The organism is Chloroflexota bacterium, from assembly GCA_009840625.1.
GTDB lineage: Bacteria > Chloroflexota > UBA11872 > UBA11872 > VXNJ01 > VXNJ01.
In genome coordinates this window covers 71,642-92,448 of the sequence record VXNJ01000007.1, presented here as the reverse complement: position 1 = coordinate 92,448, position 20,807 = coordinate 71,642, and the positions used below count along the sequence as shown (strand labels likewise).

The 20,807-nt window shown below is 60.2% G+C and carries 12 protein-coding genes; 6 read left to right on the top strand and 6 right to left on the bottom strand.

Annotated features, from left to right (window positions below; translation table 11 throughout):
• Nucleotides 1-120: 120 nt before the first annotated feature.
• Nucleotides 121-1,587 carry a hypothetical protein gene (locus F4X41_05360; GenBank protein MYB16446.1) on the bottom strand — a complete coding sequence of 489 codons (1,467 nt, stop codon included), beginning with the start codon at nt 1,585-1,587 and terminating at the stop codon, nt 121-123.
• A 1,057-nt stretch (nt 1,588-2,644) separates the two neighbouring features.
• On the opposite strand from F4X41_05360, the gene F4X41_05355 reads away from it, so the two are divergent.
• From F4X41_05355 to F4X41_05340, 4 genes are all read left to right on the top strand, one after another.
• The gene (locus F4X41_05355) at nt 2,645-2,845 is read left to right on the top strand and encodes a hypothetical protein (protein ID MYB16445.1); all 201 of its coding nucleotides are present in this window, start codon (nt 2,645-2,647) and stop codon (nt 2,843-2,845) included.
• Between the two features lie 50 nt (nt 2,846-2,895).
• Entirely contained in the window at nt 2,896-4,287 is a 1,392-nt protein-coding gene (locus F4X41_05350) for a hypothetical protein (GenBank protein MYB16444.1), read from the top strand.
• A 415-nt stretch (nt 4,288-4,702) separates the two neighbouring features.
• Nucleotides 4,703-6,391 (top strand): thiamine pyrophosphate-binding protein, encoded by a 1,689-nt coding sequence (locus tag F4X41_05345; protein ID MYB16443.1) that lies wholly within the window; start codon nt 4,703-4,705, stop codon nt 6,389-6,391.
• Between the two features lie 189 nt (nt 6,392-6,580).
• Nucleotides 6,581-8,578 carry a hypothetical protein gene (locus tag F4X41_05340; protein MYB16442.1) on the top strand — a complete coding sequence of 666 codons (1,998 nt, stop codon included), beginning with the start codon at nt 6,581-6,583 and terminating at the stop codon, nt 8,576-8,578.
• Between the two features lie 542 nt (nt 8,579-9,120).
• On the opposite strand, the gene F4X41_05335 is transcribed toward F4X41_05340, so the two are convergent.
• Nucleotides 9,121-9,348, bottom strand: a complete 228-nt coding sequence (locus F4X41_05335) for a hypothetical protein (protein MYB16441.1) — start codon at nt 9,346-9,348, stop codon at nt 9,121-9,123.
• Between the two features lie 302 nt (nt 9,349-9,650).
• Here F4X41_05335 and F4X41_05330 point away from each other — a divergent pair, with 302 nt between their 5' ends.
• Complete coding sequence (locus F4X41_05330) at nt 9,651-10,343, top strand: thioredoxin family protein (GenBank protein MYB16440.1); 693 nt, start codon at nt 9,651-9,653, stop codon at nt 10,341-10,343.
• Nucleotides 10,344-10,620: 277 nt separating this feature from the next.
• On the top strand, nt 10,621-13,050 hold the full coding sequence (locus F4X41_05325; GenBank protein ID MYB16439.1) for a hypothetical protein: 2,430 nt from the start codon (nt 10,621-10,623) through the stop codon (nt 13,048-13,050).
• Between the two features lie 205 nt (nt 13,051-13,255).
• On the opposite strand, the gene F4X41_05320 is transcribed toward F4X41_05325, so the two are convergent.
• From F4X41_05320 to glmU, 4 genes are all read right to left on the bottom strand, one after another.
• Nucleotides 13,256-14,230, bottom strand: coding sequence for a hypothetical protein (locus tag F4X41_05320; protein ID MYB16438.1), 975 nt, complete (start codon nt 14,228-14,230; stop codon nt 13,256-13,258).
• A gap of 47 nt (nt 14,231-14,277) precedes the next feature.
• The gene (locus F4X41_05315) at nt 14,278-15,297 is read right to left on the bottom strand and encodes a hypothetical protein (protein MYB16437.1); all 1,020 of its coding nucleotides are present in this window, start codon (nt 15,295-15,297) and stop codon (nt 14,278-14,280) included.
• Between the two features lie 203 nt (nt 15,298-15,500).
• The gene (locus tag F4X41_05310; GenBank protein MYB16436.1) at nt 15,501-19,361 is read right to left on the bottom strand and encodes an RNA-directed DNA polymerase; all 3,861 of its coding nucleotides are present in this window, start codon (nt 19,359-19,361) and stop codon (nt 15,501-15,503) included.
• A gap of 54 nt (nt 19,362-19,415) precedes the next feature.
• Nucleotides 19,416-20,807 (bottom strand): UDP-N-acetylglucosamine diphosphorylase/glucosamine-1-phosphate N-acetyltransferase, encoded by a 1,392-nt coding sequence (gene glmU / locus F4X41_05305; GenBank protein ID MYB16435.1) that lies wholly within the window; start codon nt 20,805-20,807, stop codon nt 19,416-19,418.

The following is a 20,807-nucleotide window of genomic DNA, read 5'->3' as shown; positions in this document are numbered from 1 at the left end:
TTCTGTCTCCCGACCCAAGCTCCGCAAGAATCACCGATTCACCACCGTCGAGCGATACCGATATGAATGGCCGACTTGAATCAAAACACTGCTCAATCCTGGAATTGACTTTCCTGGACATCAATTCCCATCCGGAGAATCATCTCCAGCGCGATCGGTCTGGTCCCACCAGCCAGCAGCGTCGGCAGTCTCCCGAATGGCCGCAGCCACGACCGAACCGCCATCCTGAGCAGCAGCCCAGGTCGAATCGGTCAGATTTCGGACCACCTCGCGCGACACGTCCAATTGACCCAGAACGGCCGCTTGCTCCTCTTCGGAAAGCGAATCCCAGATTCGTTTACTCGTAGTCAGAACGTACACGGACCCTCCGACAGCCACGATCGGAATCAGGATCGGTGCGCTTAGCGAAAGGACTCCCGCGCTAGTTGCGCCGGTAGCCGCGGCTGTCAGCACACACCCGGCTAATCCGGTGGCGGCGACTGATTTGGCGGCGTCCAGGGCCGCTTCCTCAGTCGTTTTTGCGCCGTCCAAAACGTCGCGCCGTTGCTCGGCCGCCGCCGCCGGCAGTTCCATTACCGCGCCAATCACGCATCCTTGAGCAGTGTGGACCAAAATTCCCGGTCCGGCCACTTTTATCGCCGCGCCGGCGTTGTGGGCATTGGCCCGGAGCAATTCGACCGTGCTGATGTTTCTCGCGCCACGGGCAAGGTTCCATTTGGATTTTTCCCAAATCAGATTGCGCGAGGCAGCCGCAAGGGCTGGGTTGTTGCTGACCGATTTAATGTGACTGACGTGGCGGGATCTGGAGAATTTGATCATGGCGTCCTCGCCGGCGGCCCGAACACCATGCGGCATTTTCTCGGCCAACGCCAGCCCCGTCACCGCTCCTGACTGGGCTCGCTGATTCACGTACGCTGCGCGTAATCCTATTTCTGCGGGCACCGCGTTCAACTTGGCGACCGACTGCTGCACCAGCTGAATCAGCGGAGCCGGCAACGCCGACGTCACCTTTTCCCACCATCCGATATCTGCCGGTTGATCCTGGTGTAAACCTTCGAGTGCGAGTTGGTCGTCGAGGATCTGCGCTTCAATCTCGGCTTTTCTCTCGCGCACCGCTTCGGCGCGTCGGAGTTCGGCTTCAATCCGTTCGGCTTCAGCCCAGGATGCGGATTCCGCATCGGCGAGGGCCTCCCAATCTGATCGAGCTGCCGGCCAGATTGCCACCACCTGCTCCCACCGGTCGCCGGCGGAAGGAAGGTCGCACGCCGCCAGCAAGTTGCGGGTTGAGCCGCTTGGTCGCTCGCCGCGATAGTCGGCGGCGATTTCAGCTATTCGCGCTTGCTCGCAGGCGGCGTTGACGATTTCCCGGCGGGCGTCCTGCCTGTACTGCTCCTCGGCGATGGCGGCGCGGTTCTGGGCGGCTCGACGGGCGATTTCTCTTAGGATTCGTTCATGCCGCTCCTCCGCGGCCTGGTGACGGCGGATGTCGGCGGCCCGTTCGGCTTCTTCCGCGCGCAACTGCTCCTGATCGAAAAACTCAGCGCGTTGCCGCGCCGCCTCCTCGGCACCCTGTGACTGGGTCGGCACTTTTCGAGCAACTAAAACTGGTTCAGCAGGCGGGGAAGTCAAAACGCCGGATTGAGGAATAGGCGCCGAAACCGGATTCGGTACAGGATCGGCTTCTGCACATGCCCCCAATAGCAGACCGACCGCAACGATCGCGCAGAACTGCAACACGCGCCAACGCACATCGGGCGCGCTCGCCACACCGTTGAGAGTCAACAATTCGAACACCGCTTTCTGGTGGGTGATTGCTCAGCCGCCGGTAATTGAGGCCGGTACGAGCACCCACGCTGGTCCTGCCGCAAGCACTGCAAAAACGCAAGCTTGCTTGGCACCGGTGATGGATTTGAATTCCGTGACGACTGGATACAAACAGTCTGTTTGGATGTTTGAAATAGACATGGTCGGCCTAGGTACAAGGCTTGGGCGCGGGCCTCCACGCTTAAGGAAAGGGTGGACACGATCTGGTTCCAAATCCGGTTGCGCGGCCCGCTTACTCCGCAATCGATCGCGCGGACGAGTTATCGGGGTGGTAATCCGGACTCCGGTAGTACCGGCAAAGAGCCCCGCCATTATGGCAGCGGCCACATGCCCGTATAGCGCAGGTATTATTTTGATTGCGACCGTTTCCAAGGTGAACGTCGGCGGACCCAAATTGAACCGAGTCGCGCCATCGGCCGGCAGGACCGTCCACCTGTCAGTTGCCCTTTCGTGGAGCAGTGACCAAAGCTCAACCAAGCAGGTGGAGGCGAACGGTTTTGGCCAGTCCCTGCGCCTGCAAATCGAGGATCCGGGATCCCGCGGATTTAATTCGCGGCGTTTCCCGGAGCATTGCCATCGCAACTTGGACCGGCTGTATTGGGACCCATTCGATCCAGGCAGGTATTGAGCGGAAAGAAACCCGGTGACTGCGGATTTGACGGAGCTGATTCGGAACGCCCCCTGGAGAGAAGCGGTCACTTATCGAGACACGTGGCCCCACGAATACGTGTTAACCGAACAGGACGCCCAGCAGGAGCTTTTGTCGGCCGTTTGTGGGCGGTTTCGCGCAGGGGAAGGAGTAACGTGCCGCTTTTTCAGCATGCAGAACACGTACTTGTTCATCGGTGACCACAAGTACTGGTTGATGACTCACTGGGACAGGATCGAGGCGGGGACTAACTACGTGCTAAACCGCGCAAAGCTATATCGAGACCGCAGGGACTTCGTGATCCAATCAGGCGACTCCGGCCGGGCCGACGCTTATCCGTGCAAGCCGGCGATCATGGATTCAAACGAATGATTCGAACGTGCGGCAATCGATCAATTGATTCCCGCAGGGTGCGCGACTGAATCTTGGAATCTATCCAGGTTGGCGCGACCGGAGTCTATTCATTGTTGGATTTCGTTGGCGAATCAATTGAGGCTCGGCGACGCAATCGAGTTAACTTGCTCTCCGAATTGACTCCCCGCCTCCACGCTGCCCGCAGAGTCGAGCTTGAGCTGGACCGACACCTGGCACGCAGGTTCAATGTTTTCAAATACCTGCGCACCGATGAGCTGGGCCTGTCGAGGATCATCGCCGACCTCTTGGATCCGACTGCCGATCACGGGCAGGGAAAACTCTTTCTGCGGGCAATGCTAGATGCCATTCCAGAGACGCGCTATCTATCCGAAGCCATTCAGGAATCGCCCAACGATTCGATCAGTGTAGTTATCGAACGCCAAATCGAAAGGTCCCGACGAATCGACATCAGTGTGGACATCCCGACAGATGATGGGCCGTACTGCCTCGCATTCGAAAACAAACCGTATGCCGGGGACCAACGGAATCAGATCGCCGACTATTTGGAGTATTTATTCAAGACCTACAAAAACCGATTCCTGCTCGTCTACGTGCCGCCGGACTTCCGCGAGCCCGACGAATTCAGCATTCGGGCGGCAGATCTTGATCGTTGGCGCTGCAACTTTCGGGTGATGCCTTATGCAAACGGCGGCGTTTCGCTCGAATCCTGGCTGGCGTCCTGCCGAAAACTATGCGAACCTGATCGGCTGAATCTATTCCTGCAGCAATTCCAGACTTTGTGCCAAATGAAATTCGGAGAAGCAACCATGTCTAGTGATGCGGAAACTCGCGAGATACGCACTTACCTGCGGCAAAACCCCAACCAATTGCAATCCGCCCTCGCAATTCATGACGCCTGGCAAGTCATCCGGGCAGAAATTTGCGAACAGTTCTTGGAGCTCTTGCGCGACAAACTCCGAGCGTGCATGGAGCGGAAAGGCTCGAAATTCAATAGAGGCCTGCGGGTGCAATGCGTCTATGGCGGAGACAAGAGAGGGGCCAATTCCCTTTGGGTTGCACGAGATGATTGGCCGCCGTTTGAAGTGAAACTGCAGAGCGGGGGCTTTGGCCCGCGTTCCTGGTATTGGGGGGTTTGCTGCAAGCCGTCTGCGGGTCAAATGACCGAAGAACAGTTACAAATCCGCAAAGACTTAAAGGCTGCGCTCGTCGACACCGGAATCCCTACCACTAGGAGCGATGACGGTGAGTGGCCGAGTTACGAATGGCTAAGTAAGCATGCGAATTGGCTCCAACTGGCTCCGGAATTATTTGCCGAGATCGAGAGCGGGGGAGGCGAAGTGACGGATCACTTTGTGGAAGGCCTGCATGACATCGCTACCTGCGCAATTCCCGTGTTGGACCAGTTCGCAAGTGCCGCCATCGAACACTGGAACGAGTGAATTCGACACCGCTTAGCTTCCCATGGTCGGATTTGGCCAATTGAAACTCGCGTGAATGGCCCGCGAAACTGCAGCCGTCCCGGTCAATCACTGTCCGGAACTGGGCGTCTAGGCGATGGTGAGACTTAATCCACGGCAAATGCCAGCGATTCGATATCGGCGGTACTGATACAAGTTCCGAATGCCCGAATCTGCCGCAGACGCTCAATTACGGCGAGCGCCGGACGCTTGTCGACCTGATTGGAAAACGGACAATTCGACAATTGATCGACAATTCGCAGAAAACTACGCCCTCGCTTGGTTTGCAGTTCTGGGCGATCCGAAAAAACCGAGCCACTTACGCCAAATCAACTGGCCGAGTTCTCCACAATAAGTGCGAAATGGGTTCGAGTAGCTAATTCCATTTTTCAGAGCAATGGTCAATTTAAGCGGTGGTGAAGCCCTCGCCAAGTCCCTCTCCAGAGAGGGTGTTGAGGTCGTCTTCGGGATTCCGGGAATCCAGACGTACGGCATCGTTGCCGGCTTGCGCGACGAGCCCGGGATTCGGATGATTGCGCCTCGCCACGAGCAGGCCGCCACCTACATGGCCGACGGCTACGCCCGGGCCTCCGGCGATCCGGGTGTCGCGCTGGTGGTGCCCGGCGTAGGGCTGTTTAACGCCGCCCCCGGCCTGGCCACCGCGTACGCCCGCTCCTCACCCGTCCTGCTGATCGCTGGCCAGATACCCCGCGCGGCGATCGGCAAGGGGATTGGGGCGGTACACGAGGTCGTTGACCAGGCCGATACGGTGCGCACGGTGACCAAGTGGCGGGGATCAGCGATGCGGCCGCGCGATGTTCCTTCAACCGTCAATGAAGCCTTCAGGCAATTGCGCAGCGGCCGACCGCGCCCTGTGCTGATCGAGGTCCCTCCCGAGGCGGGAGTCGAGCGCGAGGATGTCGAGTTGTGCGACCCGACGCCGATCACCCCGCTCGTGCCAGGCTCTATGCAGCTGCGGTTAGCCGCCCGGATCATCGCCGAATCACGGCTGCCCGTTATTTACGCCGGTGGTGGGGTCGCCCGCTCAAATGCCGAGGATGCGCTCGTCAATTTGGCCGAGGCGACAAATATCCCGGTCATCACCTCGAGTGGCGGCAAGGGATGCATGCCGGACAGTCACCCGCTTTGCTATGGCTCCTGCTTTAGTCCGCGCGGCGAGCGGATGGAGATGAACCAGCTTCACGGGGTAATGGAATCCTCTGACGTCGTGATCGGCATAGGTGCGCGCTTCTCGCTGGGCAATCCTGCCGGCAACGAGTCCACGCTGATAAACATCAATGTCGACGAGAACGAATTGATGCGGATCCAGTCCAATACGATCCCGCTGCACGGCGACGCCGGGGCGACCATCGAAGCGATTCTGCCCCACCTTAAGGAAAACCGGGCGGGCGATAGGCCATCGCCGGCCGAAGCGGTTGCGGCGGCGCGCAATCTGATCGCCTACTACGACATCCGCTTGAAGGAACCGCAATACGCGGTCCTGGAGGCGATCCAGGACAGCATCCCGGATGATTCGTTCATCGTCTGGGACGTCACCCAGTTCGGTTACTACGCCCGCACCCACTACAAGACGGATTACCCCAAGACCTACATCGACTCCGGCTACCAGTTCAACGTCGGTTACTCGTACCCGACCGCCCTGGGCGTGAAGGTGGCAAAACCGGACCGCCCCGTGATCTGCATGGTCGGCGACGGCGGATTTCTGCACAACGCCTCTGAACTCGCCACCGCCGTCCAGCACGAGATCAACGTGATCGCCGTTGTCTTTCGGAACGACTCCTTCGGGAACGTGGCCCGCGACCTGGACACTGGATTTGGCGGTACCTACGCGACCGATCTGCACAATCCGGACTTCGTCAAGTTCGCCGAGTCGTTCGAGGCAATCGGCCTGCGGGCCAAGGATCCGATGGAACTTTCAACGCTGCTCCCTGAAGCCCTGGAACGCAATGCACCGGTGGTCATAGAAGTACCGATCGGGGACATGCCGATCCCTCCGGCACCACAGTTCGCGCCCTTCTACCATCTGCCCTGGACCCATCCGCAGGAGGGGCTAATCGGTTCCTGATTGGGCATCAGGCTCTGCTTAGTGGCGAACCGGCGTGGCTGATGCCCTTTGGATTGCCAAATACCCGGTCAAGTACGAGTCCGCCGGAAAACTCGCTAGACGCCGTGCTGGGCCGGCGCCGCGGAAGCGTCAGGGTCGCAGCCAGAACATTGCAGGAGCCGGTATTCGTACCGGATTGCCTGCAAACACATGCATGGTCGATGTTTCGCCGTGCAGAAATGCTCGATCGAGTTCGCCGCCGAACAGACTCGACTCTATAGTTATTCGACGCCGCACCTTAGAGGACAATTGATGGACTTCGCATTTGACGGACACCGAATCCCGCGGGCGGCCGCGCAAGGCATAAAGCGCTCGGTGGCCATTGCAGCCATCCTCCTGGTCACATTCGCAGTCGGAGTCGCCACGGTGGCTGCACAGCAGGCCCCGACGGCCCGAGCCGTGCCGCAGGTCGCACCGGGATCTGAGCCCGGTGAAGTCAACGTCAACTGGAGCCCGGTTAAGGATGCCGGTTACTACCGAATCGGCTGGGTCTCGAAGGCCGATTTCGAGTCCGCCGTCGCGGCCGACGAAGACTGGCTGGCCGCGTTCACGTCGGTTAGCTTGGCCAACAACGGGCAGACTTCGCACACCGTCACGGGTTTGGCGCCCGGCGAATCCTACTGGTTCGTCGTTGGCAGCAGCGCCCAGCGTTACGGCAATCCCCGATGGTCTCCCTGGTCCGTCCTCTTAACCCTCCCTGGGGGCCCGGCGGCCTGCGTCGGCGATCGCGAAGCGCTTACCGCGCTCTATGAATCGACCGATGGCCCCAACTGGCGCAACAGCGTCAATTGGCTCAGCGATGAAGCCCCTCTGGACGAGTGGTTCGGAGTCTCCACCGATGGCGACGGCTGCGTGCTGGTGCTTTACCTGAACAGCAACGACCTGGAAGGGACGATTCCCGCCCGGCTGGCCGCCCTACCCCGGTTGCGCGCCCTGCACCTGGGCAACAACGACCTGAACGGTCAGATCCCCCCGGAACTGGCCGGGCTTAGCGACTTGCGCGTTCTCTCGCTCGTGAACAACGAACTCAACGGCGGAATACCGGGCCAGCTGGGAGGCATGGCCAGGCTCAGCGTCCTCGACCTCGACGGCAATGAGCTGAGCGGTGAGATTCCGCTCGAGTTGACCGAACTTGACGAACTGCGCGTGCTGTCTTTGAACCGCAACGAGTTGAGCGGTGAAATACCCGCCGAGCTCGGGGTCATGACCAATCTCACCAACCTGGAACTGTGGCAGAACGAGTTCACCGGCACGATTCCGACCGGACTTGGCAGCCTCGTCAACCTCAGAACCCTCGACGTCGACGAAAACGAGCTGACCGGGACGATTCCGGCCGAGCTCGGCGATCTCACCCAACTGCGGTTCCTCTGGCTAAGGCAAAACCAGTTCACGGGCCAGATTCCGGAGGAACTCAACGACCTCTCAAACCTGGTCGTCCTGGGGCTGGACGGGAACCGCCTGAGTGGCGAAATCCCGGCGGCCTTCGGCAGTTTTGCCCGCCTGGAGCGGCTTTATCTCTACGACAACGACCTGACCGGTGAGATACCGGCGGAACTGGGAGACCTTTCCGAATTGGAGCTCCTCTACCTCCACGGCAACCGCCTGACCGGTGAGATACCGGCGGAACTGGGCAACCTGGGCAATCTGGAGAGGCTCTATCTCAACCGGAATCGCCTGACCGGCTCCATTCCGACGACTTTGGGGAACCTTGCCAACCTCGAATACCTGATCCTTGACCAGAACATGCTCAGCGGCACGATCCCCGCCGAGTTGGGCGACCTGACCGAGCTGATCTACCTGAGCGTGAACCGCAACCAGCTTTCTGGGGAGATTCCCTCGGTACTGGGCGGACTCGGCAAACTCGAGCAATTGCGCCTAGACAACAACGCCTTCAGCGGGCCGATCCCGTCCGCGCTGACCGATCTGACCCGGCTGGAGCAACTGCACCTGGACGGCAACCAGCTCAGCGGCTCGATCCCTGCCGGACTGGCCGAGCTGCCCGATCTGGCGGTGCTCTACCTCTCCGACAATGAGTTCACCGGATGCATTCCGGCCGCGCTGCTGGACGTGGCGGACCACGACTTGGACGAGCTGGACCTGGAGGCCTGTACGGAGGGTGACGGAAACGGCGGCGCACCCGCTCCGTAGATTCACGGGGCCCGGGGATGCTGTCCGCGTCACCACCAGCCCCCTGAAAGCCCTGCGCTGAGCGGTAGGCTTTCCGGGCCCGGTGAGGGCGGGGACACACACGCACGCCGGGCCAGTGCCAGAGGACTTGCAGCCTCTCGATCGCACCTACGGCAGGTAGGCGGGAGGCCTCGCTGCTGGCCGGATTCTGTGTGTATTGGTTCGACGTCTGCGCCGTTGACCAGTTCCTGCTCCCGACCGTGCGGGAGATCGCAATCATCGCTGCTGGCGACCGGTCTTTACTTGACTGCCCGATCAGTAACCCTGAACGGTTGCAGGTCGCAGTGGCGCCGCTTGTAATTCGGCCGCTGGTCGCCGGATCGGGAATAGTGTTCCTTGCGGCCGGGAGCGGGACCCTGCGCGGGTCATTCGGTCACCCGGCTTCAATCTCGCACCGCAGACGTGGCGCCGCAGGCGCGAACCGCGGCTCTAAAACACCAGGCGGGAATTCCCGGCAGCCATCGGTTTCTTGAGTCGAACGTTGGTTGCGGCCGAAGGGGGCATTACAGGTACAACCTTGCCCCTTGGCAGTCGAATCTGGAGCTTCGTTCCTGCCGGAGGATTACGGCGCAAGCAGGCAGTAGGTCGGCCGGATCGACCTGGCTGGCCTCGAAGCCGAAAACCTTGCTGATGTCAGCGGGGTCAAGTTCCGCCAGTGCTTTTTCGAAGTTCGCGTCGATCCAGCGTTCCCAGTGACCTCCGGCCGGCGCCGCGGCGGTTGATCCGGGCATTCCGGATCACTCTATTTGATAGCCTTGCCACAGCCTGCGGTGCGCCTTCGTGCCGCACCCCGACCCACACGTACTTGTGGACAAAACCCATGGTTCGCAGATTGCCACTGGTTCTTGCTTGCCTGGCTTGCGTTTTACTTTTTGCCTGCAACGGCACCGAATCGGATGTGGCGCCGCTGCAGTCAGCCTCGCCCGTAGCGGTGCTCCCCGCACCTGCGCCGCCCGAAGCACCCGCGTCGGAAGAGGCTCCCTCAACTCTGCCGACGCCTGTGCAGACCGCGCCGCCGCTAACTGCCACCCCGTTGGTTGCCGGCGCTGGACCCGCGGCAGATCCGGTCACGCCAACTCCTACCCCTACACCGACGCCGACTCCGTCACCGACTCCGATCGCCGAACCCACGCCCTCTCCCACGCCAACTCCTACCCCAACTCCCAATCCGACTCCTTCACCGACTCCTTCACCGACTCCAACCCCCGCACCCACGCCTCCGCCGACGCCTTCTCCTACTCCAACACCGACGCCGACTCCGTCACCGACCCCAACACCCACGCCTTCTCCCACGCCAACTCCTACCCCGACGCCCACGCCGGAAATCGTGCAGCCCGAGACGTTAGACGGGATTCCGGTCCCGGATCCCTACGATCCCAGGAATCGCGATAGCATCATTGCCCGGTACGAGGCCGATAAGGCCCGCTTTCAGGCAGTGCTGGCGACGAGCTCCCCGGTGGTCTGGGTATCCGACGCAATCTGGTGCCCGAAATGCGGTGCGGTGAGGCCGGTGGTGCGCGACCTGATGGCCGAATACGCCGGCAGGGTGCACTTCCTCGTCATGGATTACGACGACCGCGAGCTGGCGTCCTACCGCCGCGAATTCCGGGCCGCAACCCACCCTTCGCTGGCCGCGGTGCGCAACGGGGTGTCAATCCGTTCGCACCAGGGAATCGCCAACCGCTCCCAGATCGTGGCCTTGATCGAAGCCGCCATTGCAGCCTGATTAATCGGCGGCATTCTGGGCAAGGCTGGCAGATCGGGCCAGCAAAACGATCGGCAATGTCGACCCTGAGGATGCAGTCAGGGCTCGCCTGGCGCGGATTGACGATTCACGAATCTTCTAAAAAGCTAATCGCGATTTATTGCCCGCTTGCGGACCCAATTAGTCTTGGTCGCGCCGGGGTCTCCACCGGCAATACTTACGAAACTGACCAAAAAGTGTCCGAGGCCGGCCTGGCCGCTCGGAGTCGCCGACCGGCAGAATCCTGCGGCAGGAACAATTGCGAATCTACCCGGATATAACGCGCCGACCGCGCCAGGGCCTTTTAGCGCTCACGCTGGCGCTACTGCTGGCCGCCGCGGCGTGCGATGAACCCGAGCGGTTGCCGGACGGCGACGTTCGTCAAATCCCGGCCGATCCGGCCCCGACGATTGCGGTGGCCCCGGCTCCGGCTCCACCCAGGCCTTCGCCAACTGCCCGGGCGCCGGCGGCACCGCTGCAGCCCACCCCGGCGCCAGCAGATTTTCAGATCGGTCCCCTGATAGCAAGTTCGCTGGGCGGCAGCAGCAAGTTCGAGGAATTTAGCATCAGTGCCCGTATAACCAATGCGGGCGGCTCCGGCGGCGAATTTCCGGTCCGGGTTACCGCATCGCAGGACGGCGCCGAACCGGAAACGATCCTGACCATCGACCGGGCCGATCCCGGTCAGGAATTTGACGCCGAAGTCGGTTACCAGCTGGCTCCGCGAAATCACGTCGTGGAGTTTGCGGTCGGCGAGGCTCGGCGCTTCCTGGAAGTGGAAGTTGCCAGCGCGAACGTGGCGATAAAGCTACTGCCCTACCGGGTGGTCGGGGAAGAGGCGGTCGAAGTCCGCCTGGAGGCGACCAACAGTGGGCAGATCCCGGCTTCCGACATCCGGGTCTCCGGGTTCTGGGGCCCGGCCCCGCGCAGATACGATGGGATCAATTTTTTCTCCGCTTTCATTGCGGAGCTGGCCCCGGCGGAACGCAAGCTGGTCACCATCCCCATGCGCATGCCGGCCGGCAGGTTCCGCTTCGAGATCGCGGCCAGCCACCGCGGCCCCGAAGGCGATCCCGATGACAATTTGATCGACAGTTGGCAGCAGGTTCGCTTCGATTCAGTCCAGGTCCGGCTGCGGCACCTGCGGCCGCCGGAGGTTCTCGTCGCGGACACGAATCCGGCGGTCAATTTCACGTTCGTGGTGATAAACGACGGGAACGAACCGTTCGAAACGGTGCTCGTCGGACTGGTCCGAAAGGCCCTGCTAGACCGACTTGGCGGCGACGCCGAGGCGGTCCAGATCCTGCCGCAATGCGACGATGGTTCCACGAACGCATGCTGGTGGGATGTGGGTGCTTTGTCGCTGCCGGCCGGAGGGAGGCATGTCGCCGCAAAGCAGATTCAGTTCAACGATGAACCGGAACCGCTGGTGGGGTTCGTTGCGATACCCGACGAGATTGCCCCCACTTCAGTCGCCGATCTGCTGCAGATTGACCAGATCCCTCCCATGCAAACCGACACCGGTGCGGATGCGGAGTCTGGGGCCGGCGCTGGGCAAGGTTCGGATCCGACCGCGGGACCGCTGTCCCGCCCGCTGGAGCCGCTGGGTCTGGACGACTTCTACGCGAAGGTCCACGTGGACGGTGGAATCGTTGTGGCAAGTTCTGCCAACGTGCCTGATCGGGCCCTGATTAGAGCCGGATTGGTGGCCAACGAGATGCTGGCCTTTAACGCCGACGTCCGGCGCGCCCTTGGAGACTCCTTCATTGCTGTCATCGGCGATGAAGAGAACCTGACCGACGTGCCTGAATACCGGCACCTGCGCGACGACCCGAACCAGAACTGGGATCAGCGGGCGCGCGGTCTCGGTGGCAGCGATTTCTACAAGTTGACCAGCACGTCGGAAGAAAACGTGCTCTGCTATCCCGGCGACGGTTACGAGGGGCAGGACCTGCTGGTTCACGAGTTTGCCCACACCGTTTGGGGTCTCGGAATCCTGCGCCTGCCGGACGGACCAGTGTTCGCGGAGCGGCTCAGTTCCGCCTACCAGAACGCGATGAGCACCGGACTGTGGCGGCGCACCTACGCGGCCACCAACGAGGACGAGTACTGGGCGACGGGAGTGCAGGCCTGGTTCAACGTCCAACTGCCTCCCCGCGGCGACACCAACGAAATCAACACGCGCAGCGAACTTGTCCGCTACGACTCCCGGCTGGCCCGGTTGGTTGGAGACGTGTTTGGTCCCACGCGACTTGAATCTTCATGCGCCAAATTGGTTGGCGAAAACAACTATCACCTGATTGAAGGCGGTTTCTCGAGCGCCGCCGGGGAACGCATTCGGGGTCTTGGTGTGAATAGCTATTTGCCGGATGGGCGTCCGGTGGAGCTGGGTGGGGCGGTCACCAGCACCGCCGGCGAATACTGGGCCAGATTGCCAGAAGGCGAATACGTGTTTGCAATCAGGGATTACGAGGCGCCGGGTGCTTGCTGGATCGGCTTTCACGGGGCGAATGGTTGGTCGCAAAGCCTTGCAGAGACCGAACCGCTGAACATTCCGGTACGGGAGGGGCAGCTGATCGACATCGTCATTCCCGATACGCGGGACAACCTCTGCGGCCGCGTGAGCTTCCTAGGCACAAAGGGTCAACTTGCGCGATTGTCGATCCTGAACCGGACGCGCGCGTTCTGATCGGGCGATTGCCGAGCTGTCGATACTCCGGGCGGCGGCAAGTTCCCGTTTGACGCAGTCAAAATCGACAGACAGCCCCGATTGGCTCCTTGCCCGCCTGCCACTGGCGCGATGTGGGTGGCCATCCCAAACGCAACGACGCGAGGTGTGCCCGGCCTAGAGCGGTCTCTGCGAATCGAGGCTGGAATCCGCATCACACAGGGGTTCAGTCGTCAGGTTCTCGCCCTGGGACAATCTCAGCCATTGCCGCTTCTAATTCTGGTTGAAGGATGCTGTGGACCAACTTCAGATTGGAGAACATCCACTCCCGCGTAGCGTCCGGGCTCTTGATTAACTCCGCATATGCGGTCGATTCCTTCGATATGCCGAGCCAGTAAATGTCGACCGCCTCATTCAGTTCTGGCCAATCAAGCACATCTGCTTTACCAGCCGCGAGAAGACCCTCGCGGGCACGTTCCAGTTTGGAATGCAGAGCTTGACTATTCTCCCCTGCAATGCGCAGAGCGACCTTGTCGCGGCCGTTCGCATCTAGCGCGGTCGCGTACATGGCTCCATCGGAATCGTAACCGCTGCTGAATGACCGGTAACGACCCCGAAACCCGCCCCTCCCCATCGGTTCGATTCCGGCTGCTGAACGGAGCCGCGCAACGAGCGGGCGGTAGAAGTAAGCGTAACCGGTCGACTGATTTTGGAGTCGTTCACGCTCCCCTTCTCCGCCAGAGCCAGTCGGAACGACCACCGGTTGGAATCTGTAACCCTTGACGTTCTTGATCTGCCAACCCTGGATCTCAACGCCATAGAACTGAATGCCGTCGCCTCGGTTGAGCCACTCAAGGAGCTGGCGGTGCCTCCGCCCTATGCATCCCGCAATCCAAATCACGATGTCGGCTTCGCTGGCGGTGGAGTATCCGAGCATTCTGACTAGGTGATCATTGTCCGATTCTCCGTATTGGTTCTCGATGATCACCTTGGCGCCAGTCTCGGACTGCCTGGCGACGATGTCGGCTCGGCCCCATCCAGGAAAGGTCTTTTCCCTGCAACTGAATTCCAATTGCAGGCCAAGCTCGCCCGCCAGATCGCTCAGGTGACGCGCAAGCCAGGGGGTAAAGTCAAGTGCTTCGTGCTGCCACAGGTCGGATGCGTCAATGGCGCGCATCCTCGGCGGATCGATTTCAGTCATCTAGTGCCGTAAATCATCGACTGTGTAATCCACGCGGCCGGGATTCGTCAAACCGGCGCGCCAGTGAACCTGCCTTCGGGCCAGTCGAACTTCCTGGTTGCAAAATCAGTTTCGATAGCTGATTGGCCAAATAGAGCGCCGGCAACAGAGATCTGCCTGTAGGGTCGGGAGAGGAACTGCAGGAAGTGATGCACTGAATCATCGGTGTCCATTATGGGAACCAGTGCGCAGAAGAATCGATCATCGACCCTAACCACCACATTGATCGCCCAAGGCAGTCTCCCGAGCATGCACAGCCATCCGAAACCATCGTCCAACGTGCCATTGAAATCTCCGGCGATCTTGAAGGCGGGTCGCACCAATGTCGAGAATTCGGCGAAATGCTCCGCAGCCATGCTTTGGACCGATTGGCGATCACGGTCGCGTGCCCGGAGGAAAAACGAGCCCAAAACATGTTGACCCAGAAATTGCCCACCAACCGAGAGCGCGTATCCGTAACCGAGTCGATGAAACAGGGTCAAATGGGCCGCCTTGAGTACAGAGACCAATACAGATAAGCGGAGGTCTTTTTCCGCGCGGATTTCCCACGGTCCTGAGGTTTTCTTGATTACCTCCTCTGGAGATGATTTGATCACTAATGTGATTTGTTGATCAGAGTTCCCCAGCCGGACTTCCGTGTGATTCTTCGGGATCCCGGAAGGATTCGTGGTCACGTAGAAATCTTGGTCTTCACCGTCGGCGGAAATCTTCGGCTGGACAATTCGAGCCAAGTCCCTGTTTTTCAATGCCTCCAAACTCAATGAACGGCCAGCATCCGGAGCGAATTCGATCAGCTTGAAGTCTCGTTCGAAGTGAGTGCCATAAAAGTTGTCGACGTCTTTGCGCTGGACAGTTACGGCCCTGTTCGAGTTCGGGAAGCTCGCGTTTATTACGTGCGCCCTGCACAATTCAGCATCCTCATCCACCTGGAGGATTGGGCAATGGAAATGGTTCCATTTCCTTCCGCGTACTGCGTAGAAATCCTCCTTCAGACTCGGCAAAAGATCATCAATATTCGCTGGCGGCAATTGCGGTTCTCCGTTCTTTAATCAAACCTGATAAAGGTTGCCAGTGATTGGTGTTAACTCCGCGAACGGTGTTGTTGATCGGAATTGTCGAATCAATCCCGGTCCCGCCATGAGTTGCGTACACCCCAGCAGGTTAGGCGCAAATCCCCAATTCCTGAGGATCGGCGTGACGGAATCTGTCAGCCGGGATTACCGTAACCACCTCACTTTGATCCGGCCTGGCACTCACCGAATGTCGGTATGGGCCGAATTCCGATGGGTGGGTATTTCCAAGCGCCGGATTCGCGATTGGCATCATCGTGGCGCTCCAGGAAGCCGCCAATGTCTCCAATTTCAAAAAACGCAATTGATGACTGTGGTTGGCCATGGAAGTGAAATATTCGCCGACGATTTGAGTCCTTGTGCGGCCAGTAAGCGTTGCTCCCCCCGTATTTGCCATTGTTGGCGACAACGATTAATCCAAACATGTGGTAATGCAATGCCAACGCCATCTGATCAAACGTCCTGGTGTCCCTATTCAGCGCCGGAATCGCCAGCACGTCGGATAGATTCTTAAGATCAGCGGCTAATCCAATGTCCGTGGCGTCGTAACAGACTGCGGCAGTCAGCCTAAGCGGCCGCGCTTGTTTGCCGGTCCAGGGAAATTCAATCAGCCACTGGCAGGGCCGGAAACCCTGGACGACTGCTTCTCCACCACTATTGAAGCGTTGCTCTTCCTTTGCCAGGTGCGCTTTGCCTTGGCGGCGGATCCTGATTTGCAAGCCGTGCGAGTCGCCCGACCATTCGGGGATGATCCAGATGGCCGAATTGACGAGCGGACGGCCTTCCAGTGGACGGTCGTAAGTCAATCCGGCGAGAATCTGCGTTTTGTTTGCACGGGCGAACGGGACCAGGTGAGTATTAATGTCGTCGTGGTGGACGGCGAGTTCCGGCAATATCAACCAGTCGAGCCGCTCTTGATGATCCGTGTGCGTAACCCTGAGCCTGAGCGCGCTCTTGACTGCCTCGAGCGTTGCCGACAAATGGTTGCGGTGTCTTCGTCGGACTCCACGCCCGTTCAGTTCGAGATCAGAACCGCAGGCGCAGAAATCCTCGTCGTTGGGAATTACCGTCTGGACCACGCAGGCGCGCAGTGTTCTTTCTCGGGTCGATGAATCCGGGCTTTCCACAGCGAGCGGCAGGATCAACGCCTCGGTTGCGCGGCCTCGCAGCCGCTCCAGGTAGCGCACCCTCTTGCCGATACGGGTCCTGCATTCCTCCATTCCTTCTTCAATCCACCCGAATCCCTTAGGAGCGCGGGTTCCCGGCCAGCGCAGCAGCGCCAAAAGTAATCCCTCCAACCACTCGGTCATGGGGAGCCAATCATCCCCAAAGGCCGGTTGCCCGCTGTACATCCCGTGCAGGCTCAGTCGCCAGTGGCTGGCAGCCGGGCGGTAGTACGACAAGGGCTCTCGCCAGTTGTCCCGTGGATTGGCACGGGCAAAATCCGGGTGGCCGATCAGGATGAAGCGCAGCAAGTAACCAAGTTGAATGCGCCAGCGCTCGTCGGGCGCGCACCATGCCGGCGGTTCGTATATAGAGCCCGACGGGGCGGTGCCGCCAGGCCGCATTTGAAGTTCGTCAGGGTCGGCCACTCCGCGATCGTCATTCAGCTTCATCGTTATCTGTCCGGGCGTGATTGCGGTAAAGGACGATCCAGCCTCCACCAGCCGGCCAAGCAGAGCGTCTGCAAGACGTAGCACGGAGAGTTCGTTGCGCAGCGTACTGGTCGGGTGCTGATTCAGGATGGCCTCGGCCAGCGTCACCCGGTCCCGGTCCGTGCTTGCCAGTTCCAGGCACAGGTCTTCGCGGACGCGCGCAGGACATGCGGCGATGGCCTGGGCATCGTACTCGAGGAGCTCGGTTAATAGCGACGGATCCCGCCGGGCGATTTGTTCGACAACCGCGGGTCTCAGCCAGGGGTGGATTCGCCGGATTGCCCCATCACGATCCAGGAACGCGCGCCTGGCGAGTACTGCCAGGGCCGCCAATTCAGAATCACCGAGATTAGCGAGCAAAGTCTGATCGCCGCGCAGAAAAGCGATCAATTCCTGGTAGGGCCGGATTTCAACAGCGGTGCTCCTGCGCGAAAAAGGAGCGGCGGCCGGATCGTGCGCCGCCAGATAGAGCAATACCTGCTGCTTCAGGTACCAAGGGATCGAACTCCCACCAGGCGCCAATATACGGCACGCCTCGTTGCTCAATTCGCGGCGGTACTTGCTCAGATCGATTCCAGATGGAAGCGATTCCGAATCAAATACCAGGCCCGTTTCGGTAGCTCCGGCACGGAACAATTGCGAAAGGCAATACCAGGCGACCCTCCGCGGAACGCCTCGGCCGCGGCCTTTGTCGATGTGCAGACGCAGCTGGCCCAGGACTTCTCTTAGGAGTTCTGCATCGGGCCACAGATCAAGGCCAATCTGGAGCAGAAGCACGTTGGACGGGTCTTCAAGCCAACGCCGGACAAGTCGGTAGGCAAGCACCCTGGCGTCCTGGTCCAGATCCTCCCGTGTGCGCGGAATCTGGATGGCCCCTTCGGGAGTGTGCTGATCGGGCTCCCTATCAATCAGATCCGACTCGCTGCGGTCGAACGCCAGCGGCCGGATCGACCTGAAAGTTTTGCGGTATCTTCTGGCCCCGAACCTGGCCACCGTATCGTCGTGGACGTCGGCCACCGGCGCAAACCGCCACTTGTCTGGCTCATCGTCGCCGGGGGCTGGCTGCGCACGCACAAGGGCCTGGATCGAATCGAGAATCCCCTGACCGGCGTGGAAGTCGAATCCTCCGGAGATCGCCGTTTGAATGTGGTCCATCTCCGCGCGCTGGCGAACCAAGGGTGGTCCGTCATCGCCCAAAGATGCGATCTTGGTTTTTTCATCCGAAAGCGGTAGGCCCCCGGCGTGTTCGTCCAGCAACTCCTGCAGCCATCTGGAAACCTGGAATTTGATGTGTTGCGGCGAGGCGGCCGCGTCTGGGTAGGCTTCAACTACGATGCGGAAATCGTCCACGTAGCGGCAGGTGTCGACCAGCCGGAGTCCGCCGGGGATTTCTCCGCCGATATGTTCGCGGACCGCCTCGTCCAATGCCAGGAGGACGACGTTTGCGAAAAAACCCGAGGCGACCAGGCCCTGGGGTAACGCGACTTGATTGAAGTGATCAATCCCCGCCTGGGCGGCGTAGTAATCCACTTCGTACTGATCACGATGATGCCAGCTCCAACAAAAGAGCGACTCAACTAGATCGAAGAACCCCGGATCATCACCATCTCTGCGGATGTGATCGACGGCGCTGAATAGCTGGGAAGGCCGGACGCGGTCGTAGAACTGCTCGAGATCGGCATGGACGAGGAATAGATTTCTTTTCCCATCGCTGGGAATCGCCTTGGCCGCGAATTCTGGACGGTCGAGGAATCGCTTGTAATCCTCGAAATATGCGCGGTATAGCGTGGCCGATCCCCAGCGGTGACGCAGGCCGGATCCGTTACCGTCGCAGAAAAGTCGATGGCCGTAGGAGATTACCTGCCGGCGCGATTCCGGTTCATTGATCGATAGGGCTGGGCTGCCTTGCCGGGCTTCCACCCGATCGGCGATGCAGAGCATGAGCGCAGTTGCCAACACCTGGTCCGGCAGACTCACATGAGCGAGCGGCCGCAGGGGCACTGCGGGACGCTGTCTGGCCGGCTTCCACTTGCCTTCTTGAATCTCCCAGCGCTGCTTCTTAGGTGCCGGGATGATTCGAAGCGGATCGTTTTGCCAGCCTTCAGGAGATTTGAGGCGTTCTTGGATTCGTGAGAGAAACTCCGGGAGGTTCACCGCAGCATGATCGAGGGCGAGCGTGTCGCAGAACCAATTGTGGTTGCGGATGTAGCGGGCGGTCTTCTTGAACGCCTGAATGAGTACGTACTCCTCGCAGAGTAGATCCAACCGCGGCTCCAGGCAGTCAGGGGCCATGGATTCGACTTCCGGGGTCTGGGTGAAGATCCTGAGCGTTCCGTCCAAAAAGTAGTTGCAGTATCTGTCGCTCAACAGGATCCGATCCGGCGACGGGTCGTCTGCCCTCCGCCAGGGAATTGACTCGATTCAATCGAGCTCCCGGGTATCGGGTACCAAGGTTTTTAGTCGCGCCGGGTTCCCGTAGACGGTTTCCCCGTCCGGGACATCGCGGGTGACCACCGAACCTGCTCCAACGACCGCTTTTTCTCCTACCCTGATCGGCGCAATCAGCGAGACGTTTGAACCTATGAACGCTCCGCAACCGATTACGGTGCGGTGTTTGTCGACCCCGTCGAAATTGCAGGTGATTGCTCCGGCGCCGATTACGGAGTTTTCACCCACGTCGGCATCGCCCACGTAGCAGAGGTGACCGATTAGGGCACCGGCACCAATGCGGGAGTTCTTTACTTCGACGCAGTTGCCGGCCTGGGCGCCCTCGCCGACAAATGCCCCGTCGCGGATCAGGGCGTTGGGACCGATTGATGCCGAGGGTCCGCATCCAGATTTGATGATCCGAGAGGAGGTCACCTGGCAACCGTCGGCCAGCTGCGAGTCCCGAATGACCGAATCCTGGCCGATTCGGCAGTTCGATCCGATCCTTGTCCGCCCCTCGATCGACACGTTTCTTTCGATCTGGGTGCCGGCACCGATCTCAGAATCGGCCGATATCGCAACCGAATCCGGATCGCGGAAGCGGACTCCCTTTTTCATGAGCTCTGCAGCCCGGCGACGAAAGTAGTGTTTTTCGGCGGCGGCGAGAGACACTAAGTCGTCGCAACCGAGCGCTTCGGCGGGATCTGTGATCGAGACCGTTGTTACCTTCTTGCCTTCATTGGCGGCCAACTCGACCAAATCGGTCATATAAAGCTCACCGGTCATAGGGTCCGGTTTGAGTTTTCTTAATGCGGCTCGTGCCCAGCTAATGTCCAGTGCCATCGCACCGCAATTGAATTCCTGGATCTGAAGATCGTCGGCGTCGCAGGCGGCCGATTCGCGGATGGCTATCGGTTCGCCGGCGCGACGGATGATCCGGCCGCGTTTTCCCGGATCAGGGTCCACGGCGGTGGTTAACCCGATCGCGGCAGAAATTTCTTCGACCGCTGCCAGGGCGCTTTCGATACTGTGCCCTGAAAGCAATGGGTTGTCCGCGAATACCACGACAACGACTTCTATCTCTGATTGAAGGTGCTCTGTGGCCGCGATTAGCGCGGCGGCCGTGCCGCGGCTTCCGGGGTCCTGGACTGCAATCTCAAAGTCATGCCCAGGGAATTCAAGGACATCCTGTTCAGGGCCCCGGACGATCACGAGTTGGCGTCTTGGGATCTGGGCGCAGTTCTGCAGTACGTGCTCGAGCATCGGTATGCCCGCCATGTCGACGAGGGCCTTGTCGATGTCCTCGCCCATGCGGGTGCCTTGCCCGGCGGCCAGTATCACTATTGCTCTGCGCTTTTCGCCGTCAGATGGATCTTGCTTAGGCAT